The following is a 23,658-nucleotide window of genomic DNA, read 5'->3' as shown; positions in this document are numbered from 1 at the left end:
ACTTCCTGTAGTGACGAGTGCCTCGGCAAAACCCGACGACAACTTCGTACATGTTCACCTTAGAGCCCGCGATACGCTTGGCTTAGATCCATTTCGTATGGTGTTCTTCAAATTCGCGTTAAAAATGGCATGAGGCCTAGTGCCAGCTTCTTTGGCAGCCGTTGGCTAGACAGCTTGGTGTCCTGAACGGTAGCTGACTACCGTTCGTCTGAGCGTGAGGGTCAATGTCTGTGAGCGCTGCGGTCATTGAATCAAACGCGGCTCGGGCCAAGAGTGGGCACTCGGTATCTACCCACCTGCACTGCGGTTCGAGGACGTCATGACCCAAGCATTGATTTTCGACGCGTTACGCACGCCCCGTGGCAAAGGCAAGGCCGATGGCGCCTTGCACAGCGTCAAACCGGTGAACCTGGTGGCTGGTTTGCTCACCGCACTGCAACAGCGCACAGCGCTGGACACTAGCCAGGTCGATGATGTGGTGCTTGGCTGCGTAACCCCGATTGGTGATCAAGGTTCCGACATCGCCAAGACTGCCGCTCAGGTGGCCGATTGGGATGTCAGCGTGGCGGGAGTACAGATCAACCGGTTCTGTGCTTCGGGGCTGGAGGCCGTGAACCTCGGCGCGATGAAAGTGCGTTCCGGTTTCGAAGACCTGGTGGTGGTCGGTGGTGTCGAGTCGATGTCCCGGGTGCCGATGGGCAGCGATGGCGGGGCCTGGGCGCTGGACCCGGCGACCAACCTGCACAGTCACTTCACGCCACAGGGCGTGGGTGCCGACCTGATTGCCACCCTTGAAGGCTTCAGCCGTCAGGACGTCGATGCCTACGCCCTGCATTCCCAGCAAAAGGCTGCACGGGCGCGGGCCGATGGCTCGTTCAACAAATCGCTGGTGCCGGTGCAGGACCAGAACGGCATCATCCTGCTCGATCACGATGAGTTCATTCGCGCCGACTCGACCCTGGAAGGCCTGGGCAAGCTCAAGCCGAGTTTCGAGATGATGGGGCAGATGGGTTTCGATGCCACCGCGCTGCGGGTATACAGCCATGTCGAGCGGATCAACCATGTGCACACCCCCGGCAACAGCTCCGGGATTGTCGACGGCGCGGCGCTGATGCTCATCGGCTCCGAAGCCAAGGGCCGGGCGCTGGGCTTGCAGCCACGGGCGCGGATTGTCGCCACGGCGGTCACCAGCACCGATCCGACCATCATGCTCACCGGCCCCGCGCCGGCGACCCGCAAGGCGCTGGCCAAGGCCGGGCTGCGGGTCGAAGACATCGACCTGTTCGAGGTCAACGAGGCGTTCGCGTCGGTGGTGTTGAAATTCATCAAGGACATGGCCGTCGATCCGGACAAGGTCAATGTCAACGGCGGCTCAATCGCCATGGGCCACCCGCTGGGCGCCACTGGCTGCGCCATTCTCGGCACCCTGCTCGATGAGCTGGAAGCCCGGCGCCTGCGTTATGGCCTCGCGACCCTGTGTGTCGGCGGCGGCATGGGCATTGCCACCATCATCGAACGCCTCTGAGCCCGGACATCAAGGAACCCAGTTATGAGCGAAGCCATTCGTTACGAAAAAGACCAGGACCAGATCGTCGTCCTGACTATCGACATGCCGGGCCAGAGCGCCAACACCATGAACGCGGTGTACCGCGAAGCCATGGCGGACTGCGTTGCGCGCCTGGTGGCCGACAAGGACAGCATCGCCGGTGTGATCATCACCTCGGCCAAGAAGACATTTTTCGCTGGCGGCGATCTCAACGAGCTGATCAAGGTTGGCAAACCCCAGGCCAAGGCCTTCTACGACATGGTGCTGAGCCTCAAGGGCCAGTTGCGCGCCCTGGAAACCCTCGGCAAGCCTGTGGTCGCGGCGATCAATGGCGCCGCACTGGGCGGCGGCTGGGAAATCTGCCTGGCCTGCCATCACCGCGTGGCGCTGGACCACCCGTCGGTGCAACTCGGCCTGCCGGAAGTCACCCTTGGCCTGCTGCCGGGCGGCGGAGGCGTGGTGCGCATGGTGCGCATGCTCGGCCTGGAAAAAGCCCTGCCTTATTTGCTTGAAGGCAAGAAAGTGCGGCCACCACAGGCATTGCAGGCAGGATTGATCGACGCGTTGGCGACTGATCACGAAGACTTGTTGGCCAAGGCGCGGACGTGGATTCTGGCCAATCCAGCGGCGGTGCAGCGCTGGGACGTGAAGGGCTACCAGATTCCGGGCGGCACACCGTCAAACCCGAAAGTTGCGCAGATGCTGGCGATTGCGCCGTCGATCCTGCGCAGCAAAACCCAGGGCACGATGCCCGCGCCAGAGAAAATCCTCTGCGCAGCGGTCGAGGGCGCCCAAGTGGACTTCGACACGGCGCACTTGATCGAAACCCGCTACTTCACCGAACTGACCACCGGCCAGGTCTCGAAAAACCTGATTGGCACGTTCTGGTTCCAGCTCAACGAAATCAATGCCGGCGGCTCGCGGCCTCAAGGCTTTGCGCCTTATGTTACCCGCAAGGTCGGCGTGCTCGGCGCCGGGATGATGGGCGCCGGTATTGCGTTTGTCAGTGCGTCGGCGGGGATCGATGTGGTGCTCAAGGACATCAACCTCGCGGCGGCGCAGAAGGGCAAGGCGCATTCGGCGGCGCTGCTGGACAAGAAGGTTGCTCGCGGACAAATGAGCATCGAGCAACGCGACACCGTTCTGTCACGCATTCAAACCAGCGAAAGCGATGCCGACCTAGCCGGTTGCGACCTGATCATCGAGGCCGTGTTCGAGGATCGGGATTTGAAGGCCAAAGTCTCGTTGGCGGCGCAGAAGGTCGTCGGCGCGGACGCGGTGATCGCCTCCAACACCTCGACCTTGCCGATCAGCGGCCTGGCGTGTGCCGTGCCCGATCAGAGCAAGTTCATCGGCCTGCATTTTTTCAGCCCCGTGGAAAAAATGCCGCTGGTGGAAATCATCAAGGGCGCCAATACCAGCGATGAAACCCTGGCCCGCGGCTTCGATTACGTCCTGCAAATCAGGAAAACCCCGATTGTGGTCAATGACAGCCGCGGTTTCTTCACGTCGCGGGTGTTCGGCACCTACACCAATGAAGGCATTGCCATGCTGGGTGAGGGCGTGAGCGCGGCGATGATCGAGACTGAAGCGCGCAAGGCCGGCATGCCAGTAGGACCGCTGGCGATCTCTGACGAAGTTTCCCTCAGCCTGATGAACCATATCCGCCTGCAAACGGCCAAGGACCTGCAAGTAGAAGGCAAGCCGCTGACAGAACACCCGGCATTTACCGTGATTGACTTGTTGCTCAATGAGTTCAAACGTCCGGGCAAGGCTGGCGGTGGAGGTTTCTACGAGTATCCGGCGGGCGGCCAGAAACACCTGTGGCCTGAGTTGAAAACCCGCTTCGAGAAAGCCGACGGGCAGATTTCGCCCAAGGACGTGCGTGATCGCCTGCTGTTCGTGCAAGCCATCGAAACCGTGCGCTGTGTGGAGGAGGGGGTGTTGACCTCGACGGCGGATGCCAACATTGGCTCGATCTTCGGCATCGGTTTCGCCGCTTGGACCGGCGGTGCGCTGCAGTTCATCAACCAGTACGGCGTGCAGGACTTTGTGGCCCGAGCCCAGTATCTGGCCACACAGTATGGCGAGCGGTTCGCGCCTCCCGCCTTGCTGCTGGAGAAGGCCGCCAAAGGGGAGGCGTTCTAAGGGGGAGATGATGCATTTCGGGGCTTGCCTTGTCACAGCGTTTCAAGGCAGGCTCTGGGGTGTGCATTATTCCCATCACGTGTCAGGTATTTTTTATGTCGTTACGCATCTGCATTCTGGAAACCGACCACCTGCGTCCGGAATTGGTTGACCAATATCAGGGCTACGGGCAGATGTTCAAACACCTGTTTTCGCAGCAGCCGATTGCCGCCGAGTTCACGGTCTACAACGTGGTGCAGGGTGAGTACCCAAGCGACGACCTGACGTTCGACGCCTACCTGGTGACGGGCAGCAAGGCCGACTCTTTCGGCACCGACCCGTGGATCGAAACCCTCAAGAAATATCTGCTGACCCGCTACGAGCGCGGCGACAAGTTGCTGGGTGTCTGCTTCGGTCATCAGTTGCTGGCGTTGCTGCTCGGTGGCAAGAGCGAGCGTGCGACCCAGGGCTGGGGCGTCGGCACCCACAATTACAAATTGGCCGCCAAGGCGCCGTGGATGAACCCGGTGCGCGAGGAGCTGACGTTGCTGATCAGCCACCAGGATCAGGTCACGTCGCTGCCGGAGAACGCCACGGTCATCGCTTCCAGCGACTTCTGCCCGTTTGCCGCCTACCACATCAACGACCAGGTGCTGTGCTTCCAGGGGCATCCGGAATTCATCCACGACTACTCCCGTGCACTGCTGGATATTCGCCAACAGGCACTGGGCGAGCAGGTCTACTCCAAAGGTATCGCGAGCCTGGAACAGGAACACCACGGCACCACGGTTGCCGAGTGGATGATGCGGTTTGTCGCGCACAAGCCAACAGCTGTTTAAAACCTGTAGGAGCTAGCCCTGCTCGCGATGGTCGTGAACGATAACGCGCCAAACCTGACAGCCCGCGGTGCTCTCAGGTTTTTCGCGAGCAGGCTCGCTCCTACAGCCACCCCGATTTCTTGAAGCTCGCCCACAACCCCAGACAACCCACCGTAATAAACCCCAGCACCCCGAAATACCCGTAGTGCCAGCCCAACTCCGGCATGTTCTGGAAATTCATCCCGTAGATCCCCGCCACCGCCGTCGGGAAGGCCAGGATCGCCGCCCAGGCCGCAAACTTGCGTTGCACCACGCTCTGGCGTGAGGCCTCCAGCAGCACCCCGACCTCAATCGTCTGGCTGGCAATATCCGCCAGCGTCGTCAGGTCTTCCATCTGCCGCGTTACATGAATCTGCACATCGCGAAAGTACGGGCGCATGTTCTTGTCGATGAACGGGAAGCTCAGCCTCTGCAATTCCTCACCGATCTCAATCATCGGTGCCACATAACGACGCAAGCGCAAAACATCACGACGCAGGCCATGTAGCTTCTGGATGTCGTAGTCATTGAGCGAGCCGCACAACACGTTGCGCTCCAACTCATCGATTTCCCCGTGAATGGCTTCGCCCATCGGCTGGTAGTTTTCGATCACGAAATCGAGGATGGCATAGAGTACGAAATCTTCCCCGTGCTCAAGCAAAAGCGGACGCGCCTCACAGCGTTGGCGGACATGGGCGTAGGACGCGGAGTGACCGTTGCGCGCAGTAATGATGTAGCCATTGCCGGCAAAAATATGCGTCTCGATGAACTCGAGTTTGCCCTCATGGCGGATGGGCGAATACGTCACGATGAACAGCGCATCGCCGAAGGTTTCCAGCTTCGGTCGGCTGTGCTTTTCCAGGGCGTCTTCGATGGCCAGTTCGTGCAGGTTGAACTGGCGTTGCAGATTGTAGAGCTCCTCGGCGTTCGGCTCTTCGAGGCCGATCCAGACAAAGTGCCCGGGCTTTGCAGCCCAGGCTGCGCCTTCGTCAAGGCTGATATCAGTGACTCTCTTACCGGCGCTATAAACCGCAGCAGCAACAACTCTACCCATGATGGTGGTTCACTTCTTTTGGCAGCTTTCAATTGGCAACGAATGCATTGGCAGTGTGGCTCAGCTTAGCCTTGCAGTGTTTGAGAGTCAGTTAAATCTGCCGAGTTCTGGGCAAAGACGCACAGGCAAAAGAAAACCCGCACCAGGCGGGTTTCTTTTTCAGGCGGCTTGCAGTTGCCGGTCCATCGATTCGATGCATTCACGCATCTGCTCGCGGCACTGGGCGATCAGCAGGGGCATGTCGTCCAGGCTCAATCCGGCGGTGGGAATTGCCGGCAACGAGCGAATCAGGATTTTCCCGCTGCGCCAGCGGTTCAACCGCATGTGTTTGACGTAACTGCTGACGCACACCGGGACAATCGGCACCCCGGCGGCAATGGCCATCTGAAAGGCGCCTTTCTTGAAGGGCAGCAAGTCCTCACCCAGGTTGCGCGTGCCTTCCGGGAAAACCCAGATCGAGGTGTCTTTGTTTTGCAGGGTGTGGGTGGTGGTTAACATCGACTTGCGTGCCTTTTGCGCATTGCCACGGTCGATCAGCACATTGCCGGCCAGCCAGAACAACTGCCCGAACAGCGGCACCCACTTCAGGCTCTTTTTGCCGATGCACACGGTACGACGGGGCACCACGTTGCCAAACACAAACAGGTCATAATTGGACTGGTGATTGGCGATGATCACGCAGCTGTCAGGTTTATCCATCAACGGCCCGACTTCCGCCTTCACTCGCAAACGCAAAATGCACATGGCCGGCCATGCATACAGGCGTGCGCACAGGCGGCTGTTGTCCGGATTGAACGGCCGGCACAGGCCGAGCATCACCCCCAGCACACCCGCCACGATAAAGTGCAGGCCCATCAATGACATACGGCACAAAAACAGCATTTACAGGCCCCACCGGGACAAAAGGTGGCGCAGTGTACGGATGTGCACTGTTTTCGGCAATTGCTCCCAGGGAAGTGGGAGATGGAGGATGTTTGAGCTGATGTTTCCGACTGTTTGGTCAGATACGGTCTAGAGCGGTCACAGACGTTAAACACAGACATGTATGAAAAAGCCCGACACGACGGTCGGGCTTTTCGTTGCAGCAGATCCGGGCTTAGCCCAAATGCTCCTGATCCTGGATGATCGCGTTGTCCAGGGCCTCCAGCAGCGCTTTGCGCACTTTCAATTTGGTGTTCTTGTGCGCGGTCATGTTGATCTTCTTCAACTGACGAGCCGCCGCCAGTGCCGCGCCTTCCAGTTCTTCAGGCGAGACCACGACATCGAGGAAGCCGGCCGCCACGGCGCCTTGTGGATTGAACATCTCGCCGTTGACCACCGAACGCTGCAACGCCACTTTGTTCAGGCGGTCACGGGCAATCTCGATGCCCGCGTGGTGCATGGTCATGCCGATCTGCACTTCGTTCAGGCCAATGCTGAACGCACCTTCAACGCCGATGCGATAGTCAGCCGACAACAGCAGGAACGCGCCCTTGGCCACCGCGTGCCCCGGGCACGCCACGATCACCGGGAAGGGGTGCGACAGCAGGCGGCGGGCCAGGGTCGAGCCGGCGGTCACCAGCGCCACGGCTTCTCTAGGACCGGCCGTCATCACCTTCAGGTCATAACCGCCAGAGAGAATGCCCGGCTGGCCGGTAATGATCACCACCGCACGATCAGCCACTGCCCGATCCAGCGCAGCGTTGAACTCGGCAATCACATCCGGGGAGATGGCATTGACCTTGCCATTGCTCAGGGTCAGGGTCGCGATACCGTCTTCGAGATGGTAGGAAATCAACTCACTCATGACGCTATTCCTTTCGATAAAGTTGGGCAGACGTTACCCACCGCCGCAAGCCAGGTAAAGCGCCGTGACTGACCCGCCAGTCACCCTTTGCCCGCCCGTCAGGCGCAGCCCGCCGTGCCTGCTGCGCATTCCCCTCTATATAGAAGAGGGCACGAAGCCGGAGATTGGCCGGTTTGCCATGGCCGGGAACGACCGGAAACGCTGAATCGCGTTAACCGCATGAAAATTCTGAAAAAAATGTTTGCCATCGGAAAAGCTTTCGACTACATTAGCGCGCCTCGACAGACAGAACATGTTTGAAGAGATACGGTGAAGTGTCCGAGTGGCTTAAGGAGCACGCCTGGAAAGTGTGTATACAGGAAACTGTATCGAGAGTTCGAATCTCTCCTTCACCGCCACATTTAGTAAACACAAACCCCTGATTTTCCTAGAGAAAGTCGGGGGTTTGTGGTTTCTGGCGTCTGAAAAAGGGCGATATGGGAATGCTGCCGGATCATATTCCCGTTCGTATGCCCCATCTACTCCGCAATCCGGCCCCAAATACATCATCCTGCCGATAACCAAGCGAAAACGAAGCAAACGTAACGTCCTTCGCAACTCGCGGAGCTCTCCTACAGCCAGAGCGAGGGTGCCTCGATATGCTGCTTCCCATGCAAAACACAGTTTTTGAATAGGGTTTTCGCAAGAATGAGCATTGAAATAAAGAACATGATCAAGGCTGCCGTGTTGATTTTTGCGGTGTGGCTTGCGCAGTTTCTTGAGCATGAGACTCTGACCGCTTTAATTTTTACGGCTGTACTTTCATGTGGTGCGTACTTTGCTTTTCGCAACCGAAAGAACATCAGTGCTTTTGCAAAGAAATGGCCAAGCTCCCTGGCCTACACAGCAATCGTTTTTTACATTTGTAAAATCGTAGCGGAGAAAACCATCAACGCTACCACTGGAATTGAAGTCGAAAATATCAGGTACGCCTCGACAATCGGTGGTTTCATTTTATCTGTACCCATTTCACTGCTTTTGATCAGCATGTGCATGCTCGTCTGTTGGCAGATGAAAGAGTTGTTTGGTGTGCGGATTGGCGCGTCTGTCGAAGAACACGTTCCAGGGCTGAAGATCTTCTTCATCGGGACCCTGATGGGAGCCGGCATGCTCGCTTCCTCACAAGTTGATCCCTTAATTCGGTATGCGGTTCTCGCTGACGCGTCCAAGGTCTCGACCTGCGGGCCAGTGGAAAATGACGTTGTCTACATCCGAAAAAATCCGGATACCTGTTCCAGGATCCACGTGAATCTTTTTAAGGGCATCTATGACTTCAGCGATGTACCTGCGAAATCCAACTGAAAGTTAAATGGCAGGCGGGGCATTCATGGCGCGTGGGGTCCATGGGCAGCGCATTTATGTCGACCCGAAGGCCGAGATGGTCATCGTTCGCTACGCATCCCATCCGGTGGCCAGCAACTCGGCCAATGATCCCGTCACTTTGCCAGCGTTTGACGCGTTGGCTGACTATCTGAACAGGAAGGAACACCCATGATCATCACCACGACCCAGTCCATCGAAGGCCGGCAAATTACCGCCTACCTGGACATCGTCAGCGCCGATTCGGTGCAAGGGATCAACGTTGTCCGCGACGTGTTTGCCGGGATGCGCGACTTTTTCGGCGGGCGTTCCCAGACACTGGAGCGAGCGTTGAAGGAAGCACGCATTCAGGCCACCGATGAGATCAAGGAGCGGGCTCAGGCGCTTCAGGCGGACGCGGTGGTCGGGCTTGATTATGAGATCAGCATGCCGGCCGGAAAGGGAGGGATGGTCGTGGTGTTTGTGACCGGGACTGCGGTCAAGTTGAGGTAAAAGGTGAGAAGCCATTCGTCGGTCACGGGGAAATCCGAACGGCAGGTCCGTTGGTGACCGGCTAGTCTCAAAAACCTTGGCGATCGATATTCTTTCAGGCAAAGGGCTTGCCGATGTCGATCGCGCTTTTTGAAAGGGGTGGAGAGATGGCTGATCCGTATATCGAGGACGATGGCGCAGAATTTCCGATCAACAACTCCGTGCGGTGTGGTCAGACCCAATATGTGGCCAGTTTCGGCGAGGACCAGACTGAGGTCGACAAGATCAAGACCAGGGCGTGCCGGGTACTGAAGGGCAAATTTTTACCCAAGGTGACAGCGCCGGTCAGGAAGTAATCGAACGTCAGGCAGACCCCGTCATAGAGCGGGGTTTTTCATGCCTGAAAAATTTTATGACAATTTTTTTGAAGGGGCAGATCTTTCACAAACTTTTCACAACACCCTCCGTAATCTCGACTCATCCGTTAGAAAGCAACACCTGGCCCGTTTCCCCAGCGGGCTTTTTTTTGTCCGCGATAAAACCTTTTCGGTAAACGCTGTCCAACCCTCGCCAATCGCGAAGTTGGACCGGTGTGCTGGACTTTATCCGCGCAAAAGCATTCAATCTCGCCCCCTTTTGTGTACCCCCTATTTTTGAGGTTTTTGTCATGCGTTTAACACTGCCCGCTCTGGTTCTGGGGCTTCTGGTTGCTCAAGGTGCAATGGCTGGTGACGGCACTGCCGCGCTGGGCGGTGGCTTGGGCGGCGCATTGGGTAACGTCGTCGGCCAGAAGATGGGCGGCAGCACTGGCGCCGCGATTGGCGCGGGCGTCGCTGGCGCGGCAGGCAGCGCAGTTGCCGCCAAAAAAGGTCATCGCACCAGCGCTGCTATCGGTGGCGGTGTCGGCGCGGCCGGTGGTTCGGTGATCGGCAATAGCCTCGGCGGCAAGTCCGGTGCCACCATCGGTGCGGGCCTGGGCGGTGCATTGGGCGGCGGCGTGGGCAGCAACCTGGCCAATGGTCACAAGCGTCACTGATCCTGATCCAGATTTGAAAAGAGCCCGGCTTGATGCCGGGCTTTTTCATTTATGAACGTTTCACGCCGCAGCAGCTCAAATCTTCCATACCCTGGGAAGAATGCGAGGCGTGCCATGAACCCGAAAACCAACGACAAAAAAAACGGAAGCCTGAATGCTCGAATCTTGATGGTGCCTGCAATTGTTTTTGGATTGCTGGTCTCTCAGGTGGCGCTGGCGGGAGGTAATGGAGATGCCGCAGTGGGCGGTGGTCTTGGTGGGGTCCTGGGCAATGTTGTCGGTGGCCAGGTGGGTGGCAGCACGGGTGCGGCCGTTGGTGCCGGAGTCGGCGGCGCGGCCGGTAGTGCCATTGCCGCGCCAAAGCGCAGTCGCACCGAAGCGGCGGTAGGCGGTGGTTTGGGCGCGGCGGGTGGATCAGTGATCGGCAACAGTCTTGGCGGTTCGACCGGATCGGCCATCGGTGCCGGTCTTGGCGGTGCAGCCGGTGGTGCGGTCGGCAATGATCTGGGGAGTGATAGCGGCCACTCCCATTCCGGTGGCGGACATAAACATTCGAACAAGCACCACAATAAGCACCACAATAAGCATCACTAGTTGAGCGAGGCATCCCATGACTGCGAAAAGCGAAGACAAGGAAGAAAAGGGGCCGAGCGCACAGCCATCTATAAACGATCCCGGCAATGAAGATCCGGGATCGTTGATGGACGATGCGACGGTGCCGCTTAACGATGCTGATGATGCGGGCGATGTGGGGAATATCGAGTTTGAAGATGAGGAAGAGGACGAGGACTGATCGAATCGTGCTGTCGGATTGACCGGTTGTCTAGCTGATCGAACGCGTCCATCGCCCGATCCTCGCCAGGTCGTGGCCTGCACTTCAGGTCACACAAGAGGTGCGATATGAACACTGATCGGAAAGTCCCCGACGTTGATGAAACACCGGAGTATCCGCTGCCGTCGCCTACCGATTCCTTGAGCCGTGACCAACGACCACCGGACGATGATGATGCAGGTGTGGAGCAGGTTCCGAGCGACGACGATGATATAGAGGCCGATCCAGAAGACCGGGACGATGGCGCGGGTGAGCCTGCTATTACAAAGCGACAGTGAAGAACCCCGGGTCCCGATTGCTTCTTTAAAGCGTCGGTTCGAGGGGGGAATCCGGTTAGAAAATTCCCCGGGGCTCTAGTGAGTCTCCGCAATACCCGTATTTATTCGAAGGTTTTGGAGAGGGCGCATCAGGCTCTCCCTCATCAACCTTTGCCCTTCCTTGCCCATACGGCACCGAGCATCCCGGCTTGTTCTCCTGTGGGCAACTCCCGCCCAATCCCAATGGAGCCACCCACCCCGTCGGGTTCCGGGTGTACCGATACGGGTTCAACCCACCGGCCAGCATGACCGGATCCAGCGTCAGATAACGACCAATGTCGGGATGGTAGTAGCGATGACGGTTGTAGTGCAGGCCGCTCTCGGCGTCGAAGTATTGCCCCTGAAACCGTAGAGGCTGTTTGAGTCGTTCGCCGTCGCCCTGGCTCACTTCACGAAGTTTGCCGTGGGCGGTGTATTTGGCCGACCAGACGATAGCGCCGCCATAGTTGGTCAGTTCCTGCGGAGTACCGAGGTGGTCGAGTTGGTAGTAGAGAGGGCGGGCGTCTGCCCGGCCTTTTCCGTCAAGCAGCGCCAGCGGGCGGAAGCTGCCGGGTTCGTAAACGTAGCTGCGGTAGTGCTCGGGAGCGCTTTCGGCGATGAGCTGGTCGCCTTGCCAGAAGAATTGCGTGGTCTGGCTGTCGATGGTTTTGCGGATGCGCCGGCCGAAGGCGTCGTAGTGGTAGCCGACACTTTTACCGTCCGGGGTGCTGACGCTGATCAGGCGGTGCTGGCTGTCATAGGTGTATTTGGTGACTTGGGGCGGCATGCCGCGGCGTTCGCGGATCAGGTTGCCGAAGGCGTCGTAGTCGTAGTGGCTGTTGCAATGGCGGTGCAGACGGTTGCCCTGGAGCACGAACGGGCCTGGACGGCCACGGATCAGCAGATTGCCGGCCGGGTCATGGGTGAAGTTCTCCGCGAACGGATCGCGGTCGTGGCGTACGCCGGTCAGGCGGTCGAACGCATCGTATTGATAGTGGCGTTGGCCGTGACGGCTGTCCGCAATCTGCAGGAGATTGCCCTTGGCGCTGTAGGCATACTCGCGGCGATACAGCGCTCGTTGCTTTTGGCTGACGCAATGGAGCTGCAAGCGGCCTTGCTCGTCGTAGGCGTAGTCGCTGAGCAGCAGGCCCTGTTGGCGTTGCTGTTCGCGCCCGCCGACAAAACGGTGGCAGGTCAGGCGCGTGCCATTGAGATCGATGGCAGTGAGGGCGCCCCCCTTGGCATGGTGGTAGACAAGGACACTGTCGTCCGGAAGGTGCAGCCGCTTGAGCCGACCGCAGGCATCGTAGCCGTAACGCAGGGTGCCCCAGCCCTGATGTTCGGTGATCAGCCGGCCCTGGCGGTCGTATTCGAACGCCAGCGGATGGTCCTGAGCGTCATCGACACGAATCAGTCGCCCTGAGTTGTCGTAGTGGTACTCGACCTTGATCCCGTCGGGCAGGGTCTTGAGCAACAAACGCCCGGCGCTGTCGCGTTGGTATTGTGTGACGAGTTGCGAACCGTCGTCACCGAACTCGGTTTTTTTCAGCAACTGGCCATTACCGTCATACGCATAGGTGGTACGACGGCCATCAAAGCCGGTTTCCTGTCGGATCAATCCGCCAGGCGTGTAGTCCAGCCGATAGGTGTCGTCGACCTCGTTTTCGATCTCGGTGAGCAACAGTTGCGCATGATCGTAGCCGTACTTCAGCGTGCTGCCGTCGGGGTTGATCCGACGGCTGACCAAGTGCAGGTCGTCGGCGTATTCGTAACGGGTTACCCGTCCCAGTTCGTCGGTTTCGGCGGTGACCTGGCCGTAGGCGTTGTAGCGATAGGCACGGCAGGCACCGGTGGGCAGCGTGATCCTGGTCAGTCGACCCACGGCGTCCCACTCATAGCCGGTGACGGCATCGTGTTCGTCCTGCCGGGTAATCCGCCGGCCCAGCACATCGTAGGAAAAAGCACGCTGGGCACCGTCCGGCAAGGTCTCCTCCAACAGTTGCCCCAGGGCGTTCCAGACAAACCGGTGACCGCTCTGGTCGGGGAATCGGATTGTCAGCAAGCGCCCTTTGGGGTCGTAGAAATAGCGGGTGATCTGCCCGTCGGGATCGGAAACAGCAGTGATGTCGCCCTGGGCATTGCGCTGACAGGTCCAGGTCGCCTGACCACGGGTGAGGGTGCGCAGGAAACCGTGCCGATAGTTGCAGGTCATGGGCGCCTCATCGGGCGCACGCCGCGCGATCAACCGGCCGGCTTCGTCATAATGGTATTCGGTGACGGCGCCGAGGGCGTCCTGCTCGGCGATCAGGCGACCCTGATCGTCGTAGGCCTTGTGCAACTCACCGCCGTCGGGCCCGACCTGGCGTACCAGGCGTGCGCGGTTGTCATGAACGTAAACCTCTTCGCTACCGTCGGCGTTGTTCACTGTCACACAGCCTTTATCGTCCCAGGCGTAACGTGCCTCCATTTGCGAAAACGAGGCCCAATGATGGATGCAGCGGGCTGCCTTGCCAGAGCGTTCCCACGCCCAGAAGAAGCTCGCGCCGCCGGCCAGTTGCCGTTGCAGGATGACGTGCCGCTCGTCGTAGTCATAGCGCTCGCTTTCACCTGCGGCGTTGGTTGCCTCGATCAAGCGCTGGCGGGCGTCGTAGCGGTAACTGACCAGTGTCTGTTCGGTGCGCCAGGTGTTTGCCTCGCAGTCGCCGCGCTGAAACACCTGATAGTCGACGGCCACCAGGTGCTTGACGTCGTAACGCAGCAATAAGGCGCGGTCGGCGCCGTTGTCCAGGCGTTGGATCCGGTCACAGCGGTCCCGTTGCACCGTCAGGCGATTGCCGTAGGCATCGCTGATCGTGCTGAGCCGGCCGTCATGAAAGTGGTAGAACCGCGCGCGGTGGCCGGCCAGGGCGAGGATCAGTTCGTCCGGCTCTTTGCCGAGGTAAATCGCCGCCCGCGACAGGCTGTTGTGGATCACCGGGCGCGCCGCCGTCGGCCGTGGAAAGGGCGTGCGGCGGTTTTCGGGGTCGATCCACAGCACCCGCTCGCTGTGGAGTTCCAGGTGCTGGGACAGCGAATGGCTCCAGCCAAAACCGAGGCCACTGTCGATTTCGACGGCACTGGTGCGATAGAGGCGGGTGAAGTCGAAAGGCAGGATTCCGTCGAGGGTGCCATCGGTCAGGGTCAGCAGTTCTTCACCGGTAACCATCGACACCGGGCCGTTGTGGGTGGCGGTTCGCTCGGCGGTGTCGATACTGACACCATTGGGGTTTTTCGCCTGTCTGGAGGCGTCCTCGTGGCGTTCATGCCTGCCGGGGCAAAGTATCAGGGGACCGCTGGCGGGGCATGCCAATACCTCTTGGGGATCGAACATCTGCTATCTTTCGCTTGGCGGAATGTGGAGCGCGAAACTCTGCGGGGGATCGGCGAGGAAAGAAGTCGGGAAAGGGTGGCGCTTGCTGTAGGGCGATTCGCTAAATCGCGGAGGGCCATTCGGCGCCGATCGGGATTTCATCATTGCTCTAGACCGGCGGCGCTCGCTATGCTGCTGAATCCTTTAATCCATGGGGCATCGGCCGTACCTGAGCTGCCCGGGATACCTTAGAAAACGGATCAGATGCGATGAATGCACCACTGAAAGCATTCGGCCCGATCAAGGCCGTGATTTTCGATATGGACGGCTTGTTGCTAGACACAGAAGGCATCTACACCGAAGTCACCTCCATCATTGCCGCGCGTTACGGCCGGACGTTCGACTGGAGCATCAAACAGAACATCATTGGCCGGGGCGCGGGCGATCTGGCGCGCTATGTGGTTGAAGCGCTGGACTTGCCGATTACGGCACAAGAGTTTCTGGTGATCCGCGAGCCGCTGATGCGCGAGCGTTTTCCTACAGCGCAGGCAATGCCCGGAGCACAGGAACTGGTACGGCATCTGAAGGCCAACAATATTCCCATTGCCGTAGGCACCAGTTCTTCGAGCCAGTCGTTCGGCCAGAAAACCACCTTGCACCGCGACTGGTTCGCCTCGTTCGACATTATCGTCACCGCCGATGACGCCGAGGTGGGCGCGGCCAAACCAGCACCGGATATTTTCCTGACGGCGGCGCGGCGCCTGGGTGTTGCACCGCAAGACTGCCTGGTGTTCGAGGATTCGCCCTTCGGCGTCACTGCGGCGAAAGCGGCAGGGATGACGGCAATTGCGATTCCGGATGCGGCAATGGCAGATGCCAGGTACGCACACGCCGATGGCATTCTTCGTACGCTGAAGGCGTTTGTGCCGAGTGCTTTTGGTTTGCCGGCGCTGGAATGGACCTAGCTAAAAAGACGGGTCGACTCTGGCAAATGTGGGAACGGGCTTGCTCGCGAAGGCGGTGTACCAGGCAACATTGATGTCGTCTGATTCACCGCTTTCGCGAGCAAGCCCGCTCCCACATAGGGTTTGCGTTTAACGCATCAGGCGCCGAAACCACCGTCGATGGTCAGGCTGGCCCCCGTGATATAGCCCGCTTCAGGGCTGACAAGGTAGGCGACGAAGCTGGCGATCTCTTCGGCCTTACCGTAACGGCCCACGGCCATTAACGGGATCAGGCTATCCGCAAAGTCACCCTCGGCCGGATTCATGTCGGTGTCGACCGGGCCCGGTTGCACGTTATTGATGGTGATGCCTTGCGGGCCGAGATCACGGGCCAGGCCTTTGGTCAGGCCGACCAGCGCTGACTTGCTCATGGCGTACGGGCCACCACCGGCGAAGGGCATGCGGTCTGCGTTGGTGCTGCCGATATTGATGATGCGACCGCCTTCGGTCATGTGTCTGGCGGCGGCCTGGGTGGCGATGAACACGCTGCGCACGTTGATGGCCAGGGTCTGGTCGAAGTCTTCGAGTTTGAACTCGGCCAGCGGTGCGACCGCCAGTACCCCAGCATTGTTGACCAGGATATCCAGGCGACCGAAGGCTTCTACCGTGGCGGACACGGCACCGCGGATGGCGTCGGCGTCGGCGCTGTCGGCCTTGATGGCCAGGGCCTTGCCGCCCTTGGCGGTGATGCTGTGTTGCAGTTCTTCGGCTTTGGCCGTGGAGCTGACGTAGGTGAAGGCAACGGTGGCGCCTTCAGCAGCCAGGCGCTTGACGATGGCTGCGCCGATGCCGCGGGAACCACCTTGAATCAAGGCCACTTTGCCGCTGAGGTTCTGAGTAGTCATATCGATCTCCAAGTCCCGAGGCGAGATGTCCCGGTTGATGGAGGCTAGTATCGATTCAGGATTACGTGCTGTGTAGACCATAGTTACGATAGTCTGTGTAAACCAAAAGTTTATAGTGGCGCTTATGGAAACCTTCAGCAGTATCGAATGCTTTGTGCGCAGTGCCGAGGTCGGCAGCTTTGCTGAGGCGGCGCGGCGCTTGAGCCTGACACCGGCGGCGGTGGGCAAGAGCGTTGCCAAGCTCGAGGCGCGCCTGGGTGTCAGATTGTTCCAGCGCAGCACTCGCAGCCTTACCCTGACGGAAGCCGGTCAGTTGTTTCTCGGCGAAGTCAGCGGCAGCCTGCACACGATCCAGAATGCCGTGGCCAATCTCGCCAGCGCCGGAGGGCAGCCGGCGGGCACCTTGAAAGTCAGCATGGGGACAGTATTTGGCTGCCTGTACATTGTGCCGATGCTCGGCGAGTTTCTGCGGCGATTCCCGGCGATCAACCCGGACTGGCACTTCGACAACCGCCAGGTCGATCTGATCGGGCAGGGTTTCGACGCGGCCATCGGCGGCGGCTTCGAATTGCCCCAGGGCGTGGTGGCACGCCGGCTGAGTCCGGCGCATCGGGTGTTGGTGGCTACGAAGGACTACCTGGAGGCATATGCAGCGATCAGCGAGCCGGATGACCTCAAGCACCATGACGGGATTCTGATCCGCTCACCGCAGACCGGTCGGGTACGCTCCTGGCAGTTGACCCATCGCAATCAGCAACACAGCCCGTTGACGCTCAAGGCGCGGATGACCATGAGCGATTCCGAGGCCGCCTGCGCCACGGCCGCGCAGGGTCTGGGCATTGCGCTGGTGAGCATGCCGTTTGCCGCGGGCTATCTGGAGTCGGGCAGGCTGCAGCGGGTGTTGCCGGACTGGTACATCGATGACGGCTATACCTCCATCTATTACGCCGAACACAAACTGCTGCCGGGCAAGACCCGGGCGTTTGTCGAATTCGTCATTGAGCAGTTTGCCGAGCGGGGGTTGGGGCAGAGGTTCAGTGCGGTTTGAGCCTGGCTTAAGACCGAGGTGTTGCCATCGCGGGCAAGCCACGCTCCCACAGGTTTTGCGTCGAATACATTATTGAGGTGCAATGCAAAACCTGTGGGAGCGAGCTTGCTCGCGATTGGGGCACCGCGGTCTACCGGGCAAACCGCCCCGGCCAACCAATGATGTTTTTCGGCCGTGGCGTCGCATAAGTCCGCACCTTCGATGTCGACAGCCCCAGTCGCACCAATGATTCGGCAATGGTCACCGCCGCCGTCACCCCATCCACCACCGGTACCCCGGTACGTCGGCGAATCTGCTCGTCCAGCCCGGCCATGCCGCCGCAGCCCAGGCAAATCACTTCGGCCTTGTCCTGGGTCACCGCCAGTTCGGCCTGATGGACGATGGCCTCCAGTGCGCGCTGTGGTTCGTGCTCCAGTTCCAGTACTGCCAAACCACTGGCCCGTACCGAGGCGCAACGGTCCCAGAGGCCGGAGAGCTTAAGGCGATCTTCGATCAGCGGCACGGTGCGGTCGAGGGTGGTGACCACGGAATAGGCGTGACCGAGAAACATTGCTGTGCTGGCGGCGGCATCGGTGATGTCCACCACCGGCACATTGAGCAGTTCCTGCAAGCCTTCACGGCCGTGCTCGCCGTAGCCGGCCTGGATCACGGCGTCGAACGGCTGGTCGTAGGACATCACCCGGTCCATGACCGCGATGGCCGCCAGGTAACTCTCGAAATTGCCTTCGATGGAGTCGGCACCGAAGTGCGGGGTGAGGCCGACGATTTCCGTGCCGGGTGACGCGACGGCCTGCGCCGAGCGGGCGATGGCCTGGGTGATGGATTCGGTGGTGTTGACGTTGACCACGAGAATGCGCATGGGGAGTCCTTATTGCAGTTGGTTCTGCGGCCCGACAACACCGGGCCGCGACAGGATCAGTGGCTGACGTTGTCGACCGCGATGGCTTCGCCGCTAACATCGACGTAATGCGGTTGGCGCTTGGCGATGATCAGGTAGAGCATCCCGGCGATACCGGCACCAATCAGCCAGGAGAATGGCGATACGCTGTGGAAGCCCGGTACCAATGCCAGGACGATGGCGATCAACGCTGCAGGAATGAACGCCGCCACCGCGCGCAAATTGACACCGCGGCTGTAGTAATACGCGCCGTCAGGGTCTTCGCTGTACAACTGCGGCACGTTGATCCGGCCTTTGCGTACCAGCCAGTAGTCGACCATGATCACCCCGTACAACGGGCCGAGCAGGGCACCGAGGCCGGACAGGAAGTACACGATCACCAGCGGGCTGTTGTAGAGGTTCCACGGCAGGATCAGCACGGCGATGGTCGCGCTGATCAAGCCGGCGCGGCGGAAGGTCAGGTACTTGGGCGCCAGGTTGCTGAGTACGAACGCCGGGGCGACGAAGTTGGCCATGATGTTCACCGCCACGGTGACGATCAGGAACGCCAGGCAGCCGAGCACCAGGAAGAAGGTGTTGGGGATCGAGGCGATGATTTCGGTCGGGCTTTCGATGATCCGGCCATTGATCTGAAATTGCGCGCCGCACAGCAGGACGGTAATGCCGGCGAATACCAGGATGTTCACCGGCAAGCCCCAGAAATTTCCGACCTTGATGGTTTTTCGGCACGGCGAAGAACGGGCAAAGTCGCAGAAGTTGAGGATCAAGGTGCCGTAGATCGCCAGCCACAGTGCGCCACCGGCAAAGATGTTGCGCCACATCTCACCGCCAGTCAGCGGCTCACGGATAGACCAGGCGATGGTCGCATCGGCCTGGGTGTACATCCACGCGGCAAGGGCGGCGACGGTCAGCAGAATCACCGGGCCGGCAAATGCCTCGTAGCGCCGCACCATCTCCATGCCATAGGCCAGGATCGCCAGTTGCACGAACCAGATCGCGACGAAACACACCCAGCCCAGGGTCGACAGGCCGAGGATCGAGTCGTGGTCGTAGTCGGCGAACCCGGGATGGACCGCCGTTAACAGCACGCGAAAGACCACGGACGCAAGATACGTCTGGATACCGAACCAGGCGATGGCGATAACGGCGCGGATCAATGCAGGAATCTGCGCACCGTGAATGCCGAAACTGATCCGGCTGATGACCGGAAACGGCACCCCGGTTTTCTGGCCCATGTAGCCAGACAGGTTCATGAAGAAGTAAACCAGCGCGGCGCCGATTCCCAGGGACAGAAGAATCTGCCAGCCACCCAGACCCAAGGCGTACAGGCCTATGGCAAACGAGTAGTTGGCAATGTTGTGCACGTCGTTGGTCCACAGGGCAAAGATGCTGTAGCGGCCCCAGCGCCGACCTTCGGACTTGGTCGGTGCCAGGTCCTTGTTGTGCAATCGGGGGCTGAGCACCACGGGAGCGTGATGCGCCTGATTGTCGACGGTGTGGATGGAATGGGAGGAGGGTAGATCCAGCGCGATGTTGTTATTGGAGAGACTAGTACGCATTCCGGCAGGCTCCTGATGCTCGACATCGCGATGACTGTGCATGAGCGTTGGCTCGACAAATCTTCGTCGCGGATGGCGAATATCATTGGTTACGGGGCATCTGCAGCCTGTACGGGATAGGGCGCTTCAGGCTTGCGGATCTAAAGTGTGTGTATGCTTTGAAGTGATTGTATACAAAACATGTATGCACTTAAGCCAGATCCATGCCAGTCGGGAGATCTATGAAACGCGCTATTCATTTCGTTTTGTTATGTCGGTTCGCCAAGTTACTGAAAAATAGGCAATTAAAATTGACCGATTGAACAGGTTTTTATTTTACGAAGGGGATTCAGGAGGACATGGTGGTGTACGTCAGGCGAGGGGATGTAACTTTTGGGGGCGCAGAAACGAAAAGTGCACACATAAATGGCACCGATGGTGACATTTCTATGTACACATTTTTGTGGGAGCGAGCTTGCTCGCGATGGTCGTCAATGAAAACGCTGTACTCCTGACACCCCATGGCGCTCTTGGGTTTATCGCGAGCAAGCTCGCTCCTACAGGGGTATTTACGCTTTCGACTTGCTGATGATATTCCCCGCATGCAGCCCGCATTCCTTCTGCGTCGCTTCTTCCCACCACCAACGGCCTTCACGCTCATGCTGGTTCGGCAGTACCGGGCGGGTGCAGGGTTCGCAGCCGATGCTGATGAAACCGCGTTCGTGCAGGCTGTTGTACGGCAACTCCAGCATGCGGATGTAGCCCCAGATCTCTTCGCTGGTCATTTGTGCCAGCGGGTTGAACTTGTACAGGGTGCGTTCCGGGGTGGAGAACGCGGTGTCGATTTCCATCACCGCGACGGCGCTGCGGGTGCCGGGGCTCTGGTCCCGACGCTGGCCGGTCGCCCAGGCCGCCACGCCTGACAGCTTGCGGCGCAGCGGTTCGATCTTGCGGATGCCGCAGCATTCGCCATGGCCGTCCTTGTAGAAGCTGAACAGGCCTTTTTCCTTCACGAACGGCTCAAGTTTCGTGTAGTCCGGCGACACCAGTTCGATGTCGATCTTGTAGTGCTCGCGCACCTGATCGATGAAGCGGTAGGTCTCGGGGTGCAAGCGACCGGTGTCGAGGCTGAACACTTTGACGTTCTTGTTCAGCTTCCAGGCCATGTCCACCAGCACCACGTCTTCGGCGCCGCTGAAAGATATCCACAGGTCATCGCCGAACTCGGCAAACGCGAGTTTCAGAATGTCCTGGGCGGATTTGTTGGCATAGGTCGTGGCGAGTTCCACGACGTCGAACGTTGGGCTCATCAGGGCGGCTTCCTACAGGTCGGTGGCGCTGGGCGCTCTATATGGGGTCGATGGTAACAAAAAGCTGCACGGGCCGGGGCATCCTCTGCGTTGCGCAGGCAGGCCCGAGTCGCTAGAGTTCGGCAGTCTTTTTGCTCGCTCGACTCAATAATCAATACAAATGGGAGTGTCTTGTGGAAATTGCCTGTCTGGATCTTGAAGGTGTGCTGGTTCCGGAAATCTGGATCGCCTTCGCCGAAAAAACCGGGATCGAATCCCTCAGGGCCACTACCCGGGACATTCCCGACTACGACGTGCTGATGAAGCAGCGCCTGCGAATTCTCGACGAGCACGGCCTGAAGCTCTCCGACATTCAGGAAGTGATCGCCACGCTCAAGCCGCTCGATGGCGCCATCGAGTTCGTCGACTGGCTGCGCGAGCGCTTCCAGGTGGTGATCCTGTCGGACACCTTCTATGAGTTCTCCCAGCCGCTGATGCGTCAGCTGGGCTTCCCGACCTTGCTCTGCCATCGCCTGATTACTGACGACACTGGGCGTGTCACTGACTATCAACTGCGTCAGAAAGATCCCAAGCGTCAGTCGGTCCTGGCCTTCAAGAGCCTCTACTACCGGGTGATCGCGGCGGGGGATTCCTACAACGACACCACGATGCTGGGCGAGGCTGATGCCGGGATTCTGTTCCATGCGCCGGATAACGTGATTGCGCAGTTCCCGCAGTTCCCGGCGGTGCACACGTTTGAAGCGTTGAAGCAGGAGTTCATCAAGGCATCAAACCGGACCCTGAGCTTGTAACTCGATCCCCTGTGGTGAGGGGGCTTGCCCCCGTTGGGTCGCGAAGCGACCCCAAAACCTGACACTGCGCACCCTCAGATAGAGCGCGTGTAACGGTTTGCGACTGCTGCGCAGCCGAACGGGGGCAAGCCCCCTCGCCACAAAAGTACTGCGTTACAGACTTTGCAGCGTATCGAGCAGTACCTTCACCTTGGTAATCGACTCCTGATACTCAGCCTGCCACTGCGAGTCCGCGACAATCCCGCCACCGCCCCAGCAACACACCTGCCCGTCCTTGACCAGCAAACTACGGATGGCGATGGAGCTGTCCATTTCGCCGCGTACGTCCAGGTACAGCAACGAACCGCAATACAGGCCGCGCCGGGTCGGCTCCAGTTCGTCGATGATCTGCATGGCACGAATCTTTGGCGCGCCGGTAATCGAGCCGCCGGGGAAGCTGCCGGCGATCAGGTCCAGGGCATCGCGCTCATCCGCCAGTTCACCGGTAACGCTGCTCACCAGGTGGTGCACGTTCGGATAGCTTTCCAGGCTGAACAATTCCGGCACCCGTACTGAACCTGTGCGGCAGGTGCGACCGAGGTCATTGCGCAGCAGGTCGACAATCATCAGGTTTTCCGCGCGGTCTTTGGGGCTGGCCAGCAATTCGGCGGCGTTCGCGGCGTCCTGCTCGGGCGTCAGGCCCCGGGGGCGAGTGCCCTTGATCGGGCGGGTTTCCACATGGCCCTGGCTGACTTTGACGAAGCGTTCCGGCGACAGGCTGAGTACGGCATCGCCATCAGGCAAGTTCTGGAAGCCGGAAAAAGGCGTCGGGCAAGCAGCGCGTAGCGCACAGTAAGCGGCCCACGGATCACCCAGGCAGGGTGCGCGAAACCGTTGGGCGAAATTGACCTGATAGCAGTCGCCGGCCTGAATGTACTGTTGGATGCGCTCGATGGCCTGTTGATACTCGTCTGCGCTCAGATCGGCAGTCATCGGGGTGAGCAGTTTGAAGGGCGTGACCACTTCCGGTGCGGGCTGACTGAACAGTTCGATCAGGCGCTGACGCTCGCTGTCGGGCAGGGTCGGGTGGAACACCAATTGACTGGTCTGCGAAAGGTGATCGCTGATCAAGGCCCAGCCGTACAAGCCGAAACGCGCGTCGGGCAGATGCAGGTCATCACTGGCCTGGCTCGGCAGGCGTTCCAGATGTCGGCCGAAGTCGTAACTCAGGTAACCGATCAACCCACCGGCAAACGGCAACTCATAATCTGCCGGCAGAATGGCTTCGCCCAGGCGTGTCAGGTTGTCGCGCAGGCGTTGCAGGAAAGCATCGCCACTTTCGTCGGGCGACACCGTCAGTTGTTCCAGTGGCCAGGCGCTGAGCAGGTCATATCGACCGCGGTCGGCGCTGGGGCGGCCACTGTCGAGCAGGACGGCACCGGGTGCATGGCGAATCGCCGCGAAATATTCGGCGGGGTTGGCGCGATAGGGCAGCGGGTGTACGGAACAGGTCAACATGGGCGGGGGAAGTC

The 23,658-nt window shown here is 59.6% G+C and carries 22 protein-coding genes, 1 tRNA gene and 1 pseudogene; 15 read left to right on the top strand and 9 right to left on the bottom strand.

Features of this window, described 5'->3' with window-relative positions; genetic code table 11:
• Positions 1-319 precede the first annotated feature (319 nt).
• From ABIE16_RS13480 to ABIE16_RS13470, 3 genes are all read left to right on the top strand, one after another.
• Complete coding sequence (locus ABIE16_RS13480; protein WP_007993058.1) at positions 320-1,525, top strand: acetyl-CoA C-acetyltransferase; 1,206 nt, start codon at positions 320-322, stop codon at positions 1,523-1,525.
• A 24-nt stretch (positions 1,526-1,549) separates the two neighbouring features.
• The gene (locus tag ABIE16_RS13475) at positions 1,550-3,694 is read left to right on the top strand and encodes a 3-hydroxyacyl-CoA dehydrogenase NAD-binding domain-containing protein (protein ID WP_429521363.1); all 2,145 of its coding nucleotides are present in this window, start codon (positions 1,550-1,552) and stop codon (positions 3,692-3,694) included.
• 95 nt (positions 3,695-3,789) lie between these two features.
• A complete protein-coding gene (locus ABIE16_RS13470; RefSeq protein WP_102672401.1) occupies positions 3,790-4,512 on the top strand; it encodes an amidotransferase in 723 nt (240 codons plus the stop codon).
• A 100-nt stretch (positions 4,513-4,612) separates the two neighbouring features.
• Here the strand turns inward: ABIE16_RS13470 and ABIE16_RS13465 are convergent, their stop codons facing one another.
• The 3 genes from ABIE16_RS13465 to ABIE16_RS13455 form a co-directional block, all read right to left on the bottom strand.
• Positions 4,613-5,584, bottom strand: a complete 972-nt coding sequence (locus tag ABIE16_RS13465) for a magnesium and cobalt transport protein CorA (RefSeq protein ID WP_057715730.1) — start codon at positions 5,582-5,584, stop codon at positions 4,613-4,615.
• A gap of 159 nt (positions 5,585-5,743) precedes the next feature.
• Positions 5,744-6,466, bottom strand: coding sequence for a lysophospholipid acyltransferase family protein (locus ABIE16_RS13460; protein ID WP_057715729.1), 723 nt, complete (start codon positions 6,464-6,466; stop codon positions 5,744-5,746).
• Positions 6,467-6,680: 214 nt separating this feature from the next.
• A complete protein-coding gene (locus ABIE16_RS13455) occupies positions 6,681-7,370 on the bottom strand; it encodes a crotonase/enoyl-CoA hydratase family protein (protein WP_429521362.1) in 690 nt (229 codons plus the stop codon).
• A gap of 308 nt (positions 7,371-7,678) precedes the next feature.
• On the opposite strand from ABIE16_RS13455, the gene ABIE16_RS13450 reads away from it, so the two are divergent.
• The 9 genes and pseudogenes from ABIE16_RS13450 (at position 7,679) to ABIE16_RS13410 (ending at position 11,346) form a co-directional block, all read left to right on the top strand.
• Positions 7,679-7,768: transfer RNA gene (locus ABIE16_RS13450), tRNA-Ser, on the top strand.
• A 289-nt stretch (positions 7,769-8,057) separates the two neighbouring features.
• Positions 8,058-8,711: a hypothetical protein gene (locus tag ABIE16_RS13445; protein ID WP_429521361.1), complete on the top strand. Its 654-nt coding sequence runs from the start codon at positions 8,058-8,060 to the stop codon at positions 8,709-8,711.
• Between the two features lie 16 nt (positions 8,712-8,727).
• A pseudogene (locus ABIE16_RS13440) lies at positions 8,728-8,904 on the top strand (6-aminohexanoate hydrolase); the annotation flags it as partial.
• Positions 8,901-9,221 carry a YbjQ family protein gene (locus ABIE16_RS13435; RefSeq protein WP_429521360.1) on the top strand — a complete coding sequence of 107 codons (321 nt, stop codon included), beginning with the start codon at positions 8,901-8,903 and terminating at the stop codon, positions 9,219-9,221. The pseudogene ABIE16_RS13440 and the gene ABIE16_RS13435, both read left to right, overlap by 4 nt.
• Before the next feature lie 146 nt (positions 9,222-9,367).
• Positions 9,368-9,556 (top strand): hypothetical protein, encoded by a 189-nt coding sequence (locus ABIE16_RS13430; protein ID WP_032829518.1) that lies wholly within the window; start codon positions 9,368-9,370, stop codon positions 9,554-9,556.
• 311 nt (positions 9,557-9,867) lie between these two features.
• Positions 9,868-10,236 carry a hypothetical protein gene (locus tag ABIE16_RS13425; protein WP_007988063.1) on the top strand — a complete coding sequence of 123 codons (369 nt, stop codon included), beginning with the start codon at positions 9,868-9,870 and terminating at the stop codon, positions 10,234-10,236.
• 168 nt (positions 10,237-10,404) lie between these two features.
• Positions 10,405-10,830, top strand: a complete 426-nt coding sequence (locus tag ABIE16_RS13420) for a YMGG-like glycine zipper-containing protein (RefSeq protein ID WP_407515365.1) — start codon at positions 10,405-10,407, stop codon at positions 10,828-10,830.
• 16 nt (positions 10,831-10,846) lie between these two features.
• Entirely contained in the window at positions 10,847-11,029 is a 183-nt protein-coding gene (locus tag ABIE16_RS13415) for a hypothetical protein (protein WP_057715722.1), read from the top strand.
• A 107-nt stretch (positions 11,030-11,136) separates the two neighbouring features.
• Positions 11,137-11,346, top strand: a complete 210-nt coding sequence (locus ABIE16_RS13410; protein WP_429521359.1) for a hypothetical protein — start codon at positions 11,137-11,139, stop codon at positions 11,344-11,346.
• Positions 11,347-11,401: 55 nt separating this feature from the next.
• On the opposite strand, the gene ABIE16_RS13405 is transcribed toward ABIE16_RS13410, so the two are convergent.
• A complete protein-coding gene (locus tag ABIE16_RS13405) occupies positions 11,402-14,734 on the bottom strand; it encodes an RHS repeat-associated core domain-containing protein (RefSeq protein ID WP_429521358.1) in 3,333 nt (1,110 codons plus the stop codon).
• Positions 14,735-14,982: 248 nt separating this feature from the next.
• On the opposite strand from ABIE16_RS13405, the gene ABIE16_RS13400 reads away from it, so the two are divergent.
• Positions 14,983-15,678 (top strand): HAD-IA family hydrolase, encoded by a 696-nt coding sequence (locus ABIE16_RS13400; protein ID WP_429521357.1) that lies wholly within the window; start codon positions 14,983-14,985, stop codon positions 15,676-15,678.
• Between the two features lie 137 nt (positions 15,679-15,815).
• On the opposite strand, the gene ABIE16_RS13395 is transcribed toward ABIE16_RS13400, so the two are convergent.
• Positions 15,816-16,562, bottom strand: a complete 747-nt coding sequence (locus ABIE16_RS13395) for a 3-oxoacyl-ACP reductase family protein (protein ID WP_429521356.1) — start codon at positions 16,560-16,562, stop codon at positions 15,816-15,818.
• Positions 16,563-16,686: 124 nt separating this feature from the next.
• On the opposite strand from ABIE16_RS13395, the gene ABIE16_RS13390 reads away from it, so the two are divergent.
• Positions 16,687-17,610, top strand: a complete 924-nt coding sequence (locus ABIE16_RS13390) for a LysR family transcriptional regulator (protein ID WP_429521355.1) — start codon at positions 16,687-16,689, stop codon at positions 17,608-17,610.
• 130 nt (positions 17,611-17,740) lie between these two features.
• Here the strand turns inward: ABIE16_RS13390 and ABIE16_RS13385 are convergent, their stop codons facing one another.
• From ABIE16_RS13385 to ABIE16_RS13375, 3 genes are all read right to left on the bottom strand, one after another.
• Positions 17,741-18,469 (bottom strand): aspartate/glutamate racemase family protein, encoded by a 729-nt coding sequence (locus ABIE16_RS13385; protein WP_007988885.1) that lies wholly within the window; start codon positions 18,467-18,469, stop codon positions 17,741-17,743.
• Positions 18,470-18,525: 56 nt separating this feature from the next.
• The gene (locus ABIE16_RS13380) at positions 18,526-20,067 is read right to left on the bottom strand and encodes an NCS1 family nucleobase:cation symporter-1 (protein ID WP_057715716.1); all 1,542 of its coding nucleotides are present in this window, start codon (positions 20,065-20,067) and stop codon (positions 18,526-18,528) included.
• A 548-nt stretch (positions 20,068-20,615) separates the two neighbouring features.
• Positions 20,616-21,356 carry a phosphoadenylyl-sulfate reductase gene (locus ABIE16_RS13375; RefSeq protein ID WP_223504004.1) on the bottom strand — a complete coding sequence of 247 codons (741 nt, stop codon included), beginning with the start codon at positions 21,354-21,356 and terminating at the stop codon, positions 20,616-20,618.
• Positions 21,357-21,529: 173 nt separating this feature from the next.
• Here ABIE16_RS13375 and thrH point away from each other — a divergent pair, with 173 nt between their 5' ends.
• On the top strand, positions 21,530-22,147 hold the full coding sequence (gene thrH, locus ABIE16_RS13370; protein ID WP_057715714.1) for a bifunctional phosphoserine phosphatase/homoserine phosphotransferase ThrH: 618 nt from the start codon (positions 21,530-21,532) through the stop codon (positions 22,145-22,147).
• Positions 22,148-22,300: 153 nt separating this feature from the next.
• On the opposite strand, the gene pabB is transcribed toward thrH, so the two are convergent.
• Positions 22,301-23,644, bottom strand: a complete 1,344-nt coding sequence (pabB, locus tag ABIE16_RS13365) for an aminodeoxychorismate synthase component I (protein ID WP_429521354.1) — start codon at positions 23,642-23,644, stop codon at positions 22,301-22,303.
• Positions 23,645-23,658 lie beyond the last annotated feature (14 nt).

Origin of the sequence: Pseudomonas sp. 2725, from assembly GCF_050434585.1 — a bacterium.
In the GTDB taxonomy this organism is placed as follows: domain Bacteria; phylum Pseudomonadota; class Gammaproteobacteria; order Pseudomonadales; family Pseudomonadaceae; genus Aquipseudomonas; species Aquipseudomonas jessenii.
The sequence above is the reverse complement of the archived record's forward strand: the minus strand, read 5'-3'. Positions and strand labels throughout refer to the sequence as shown.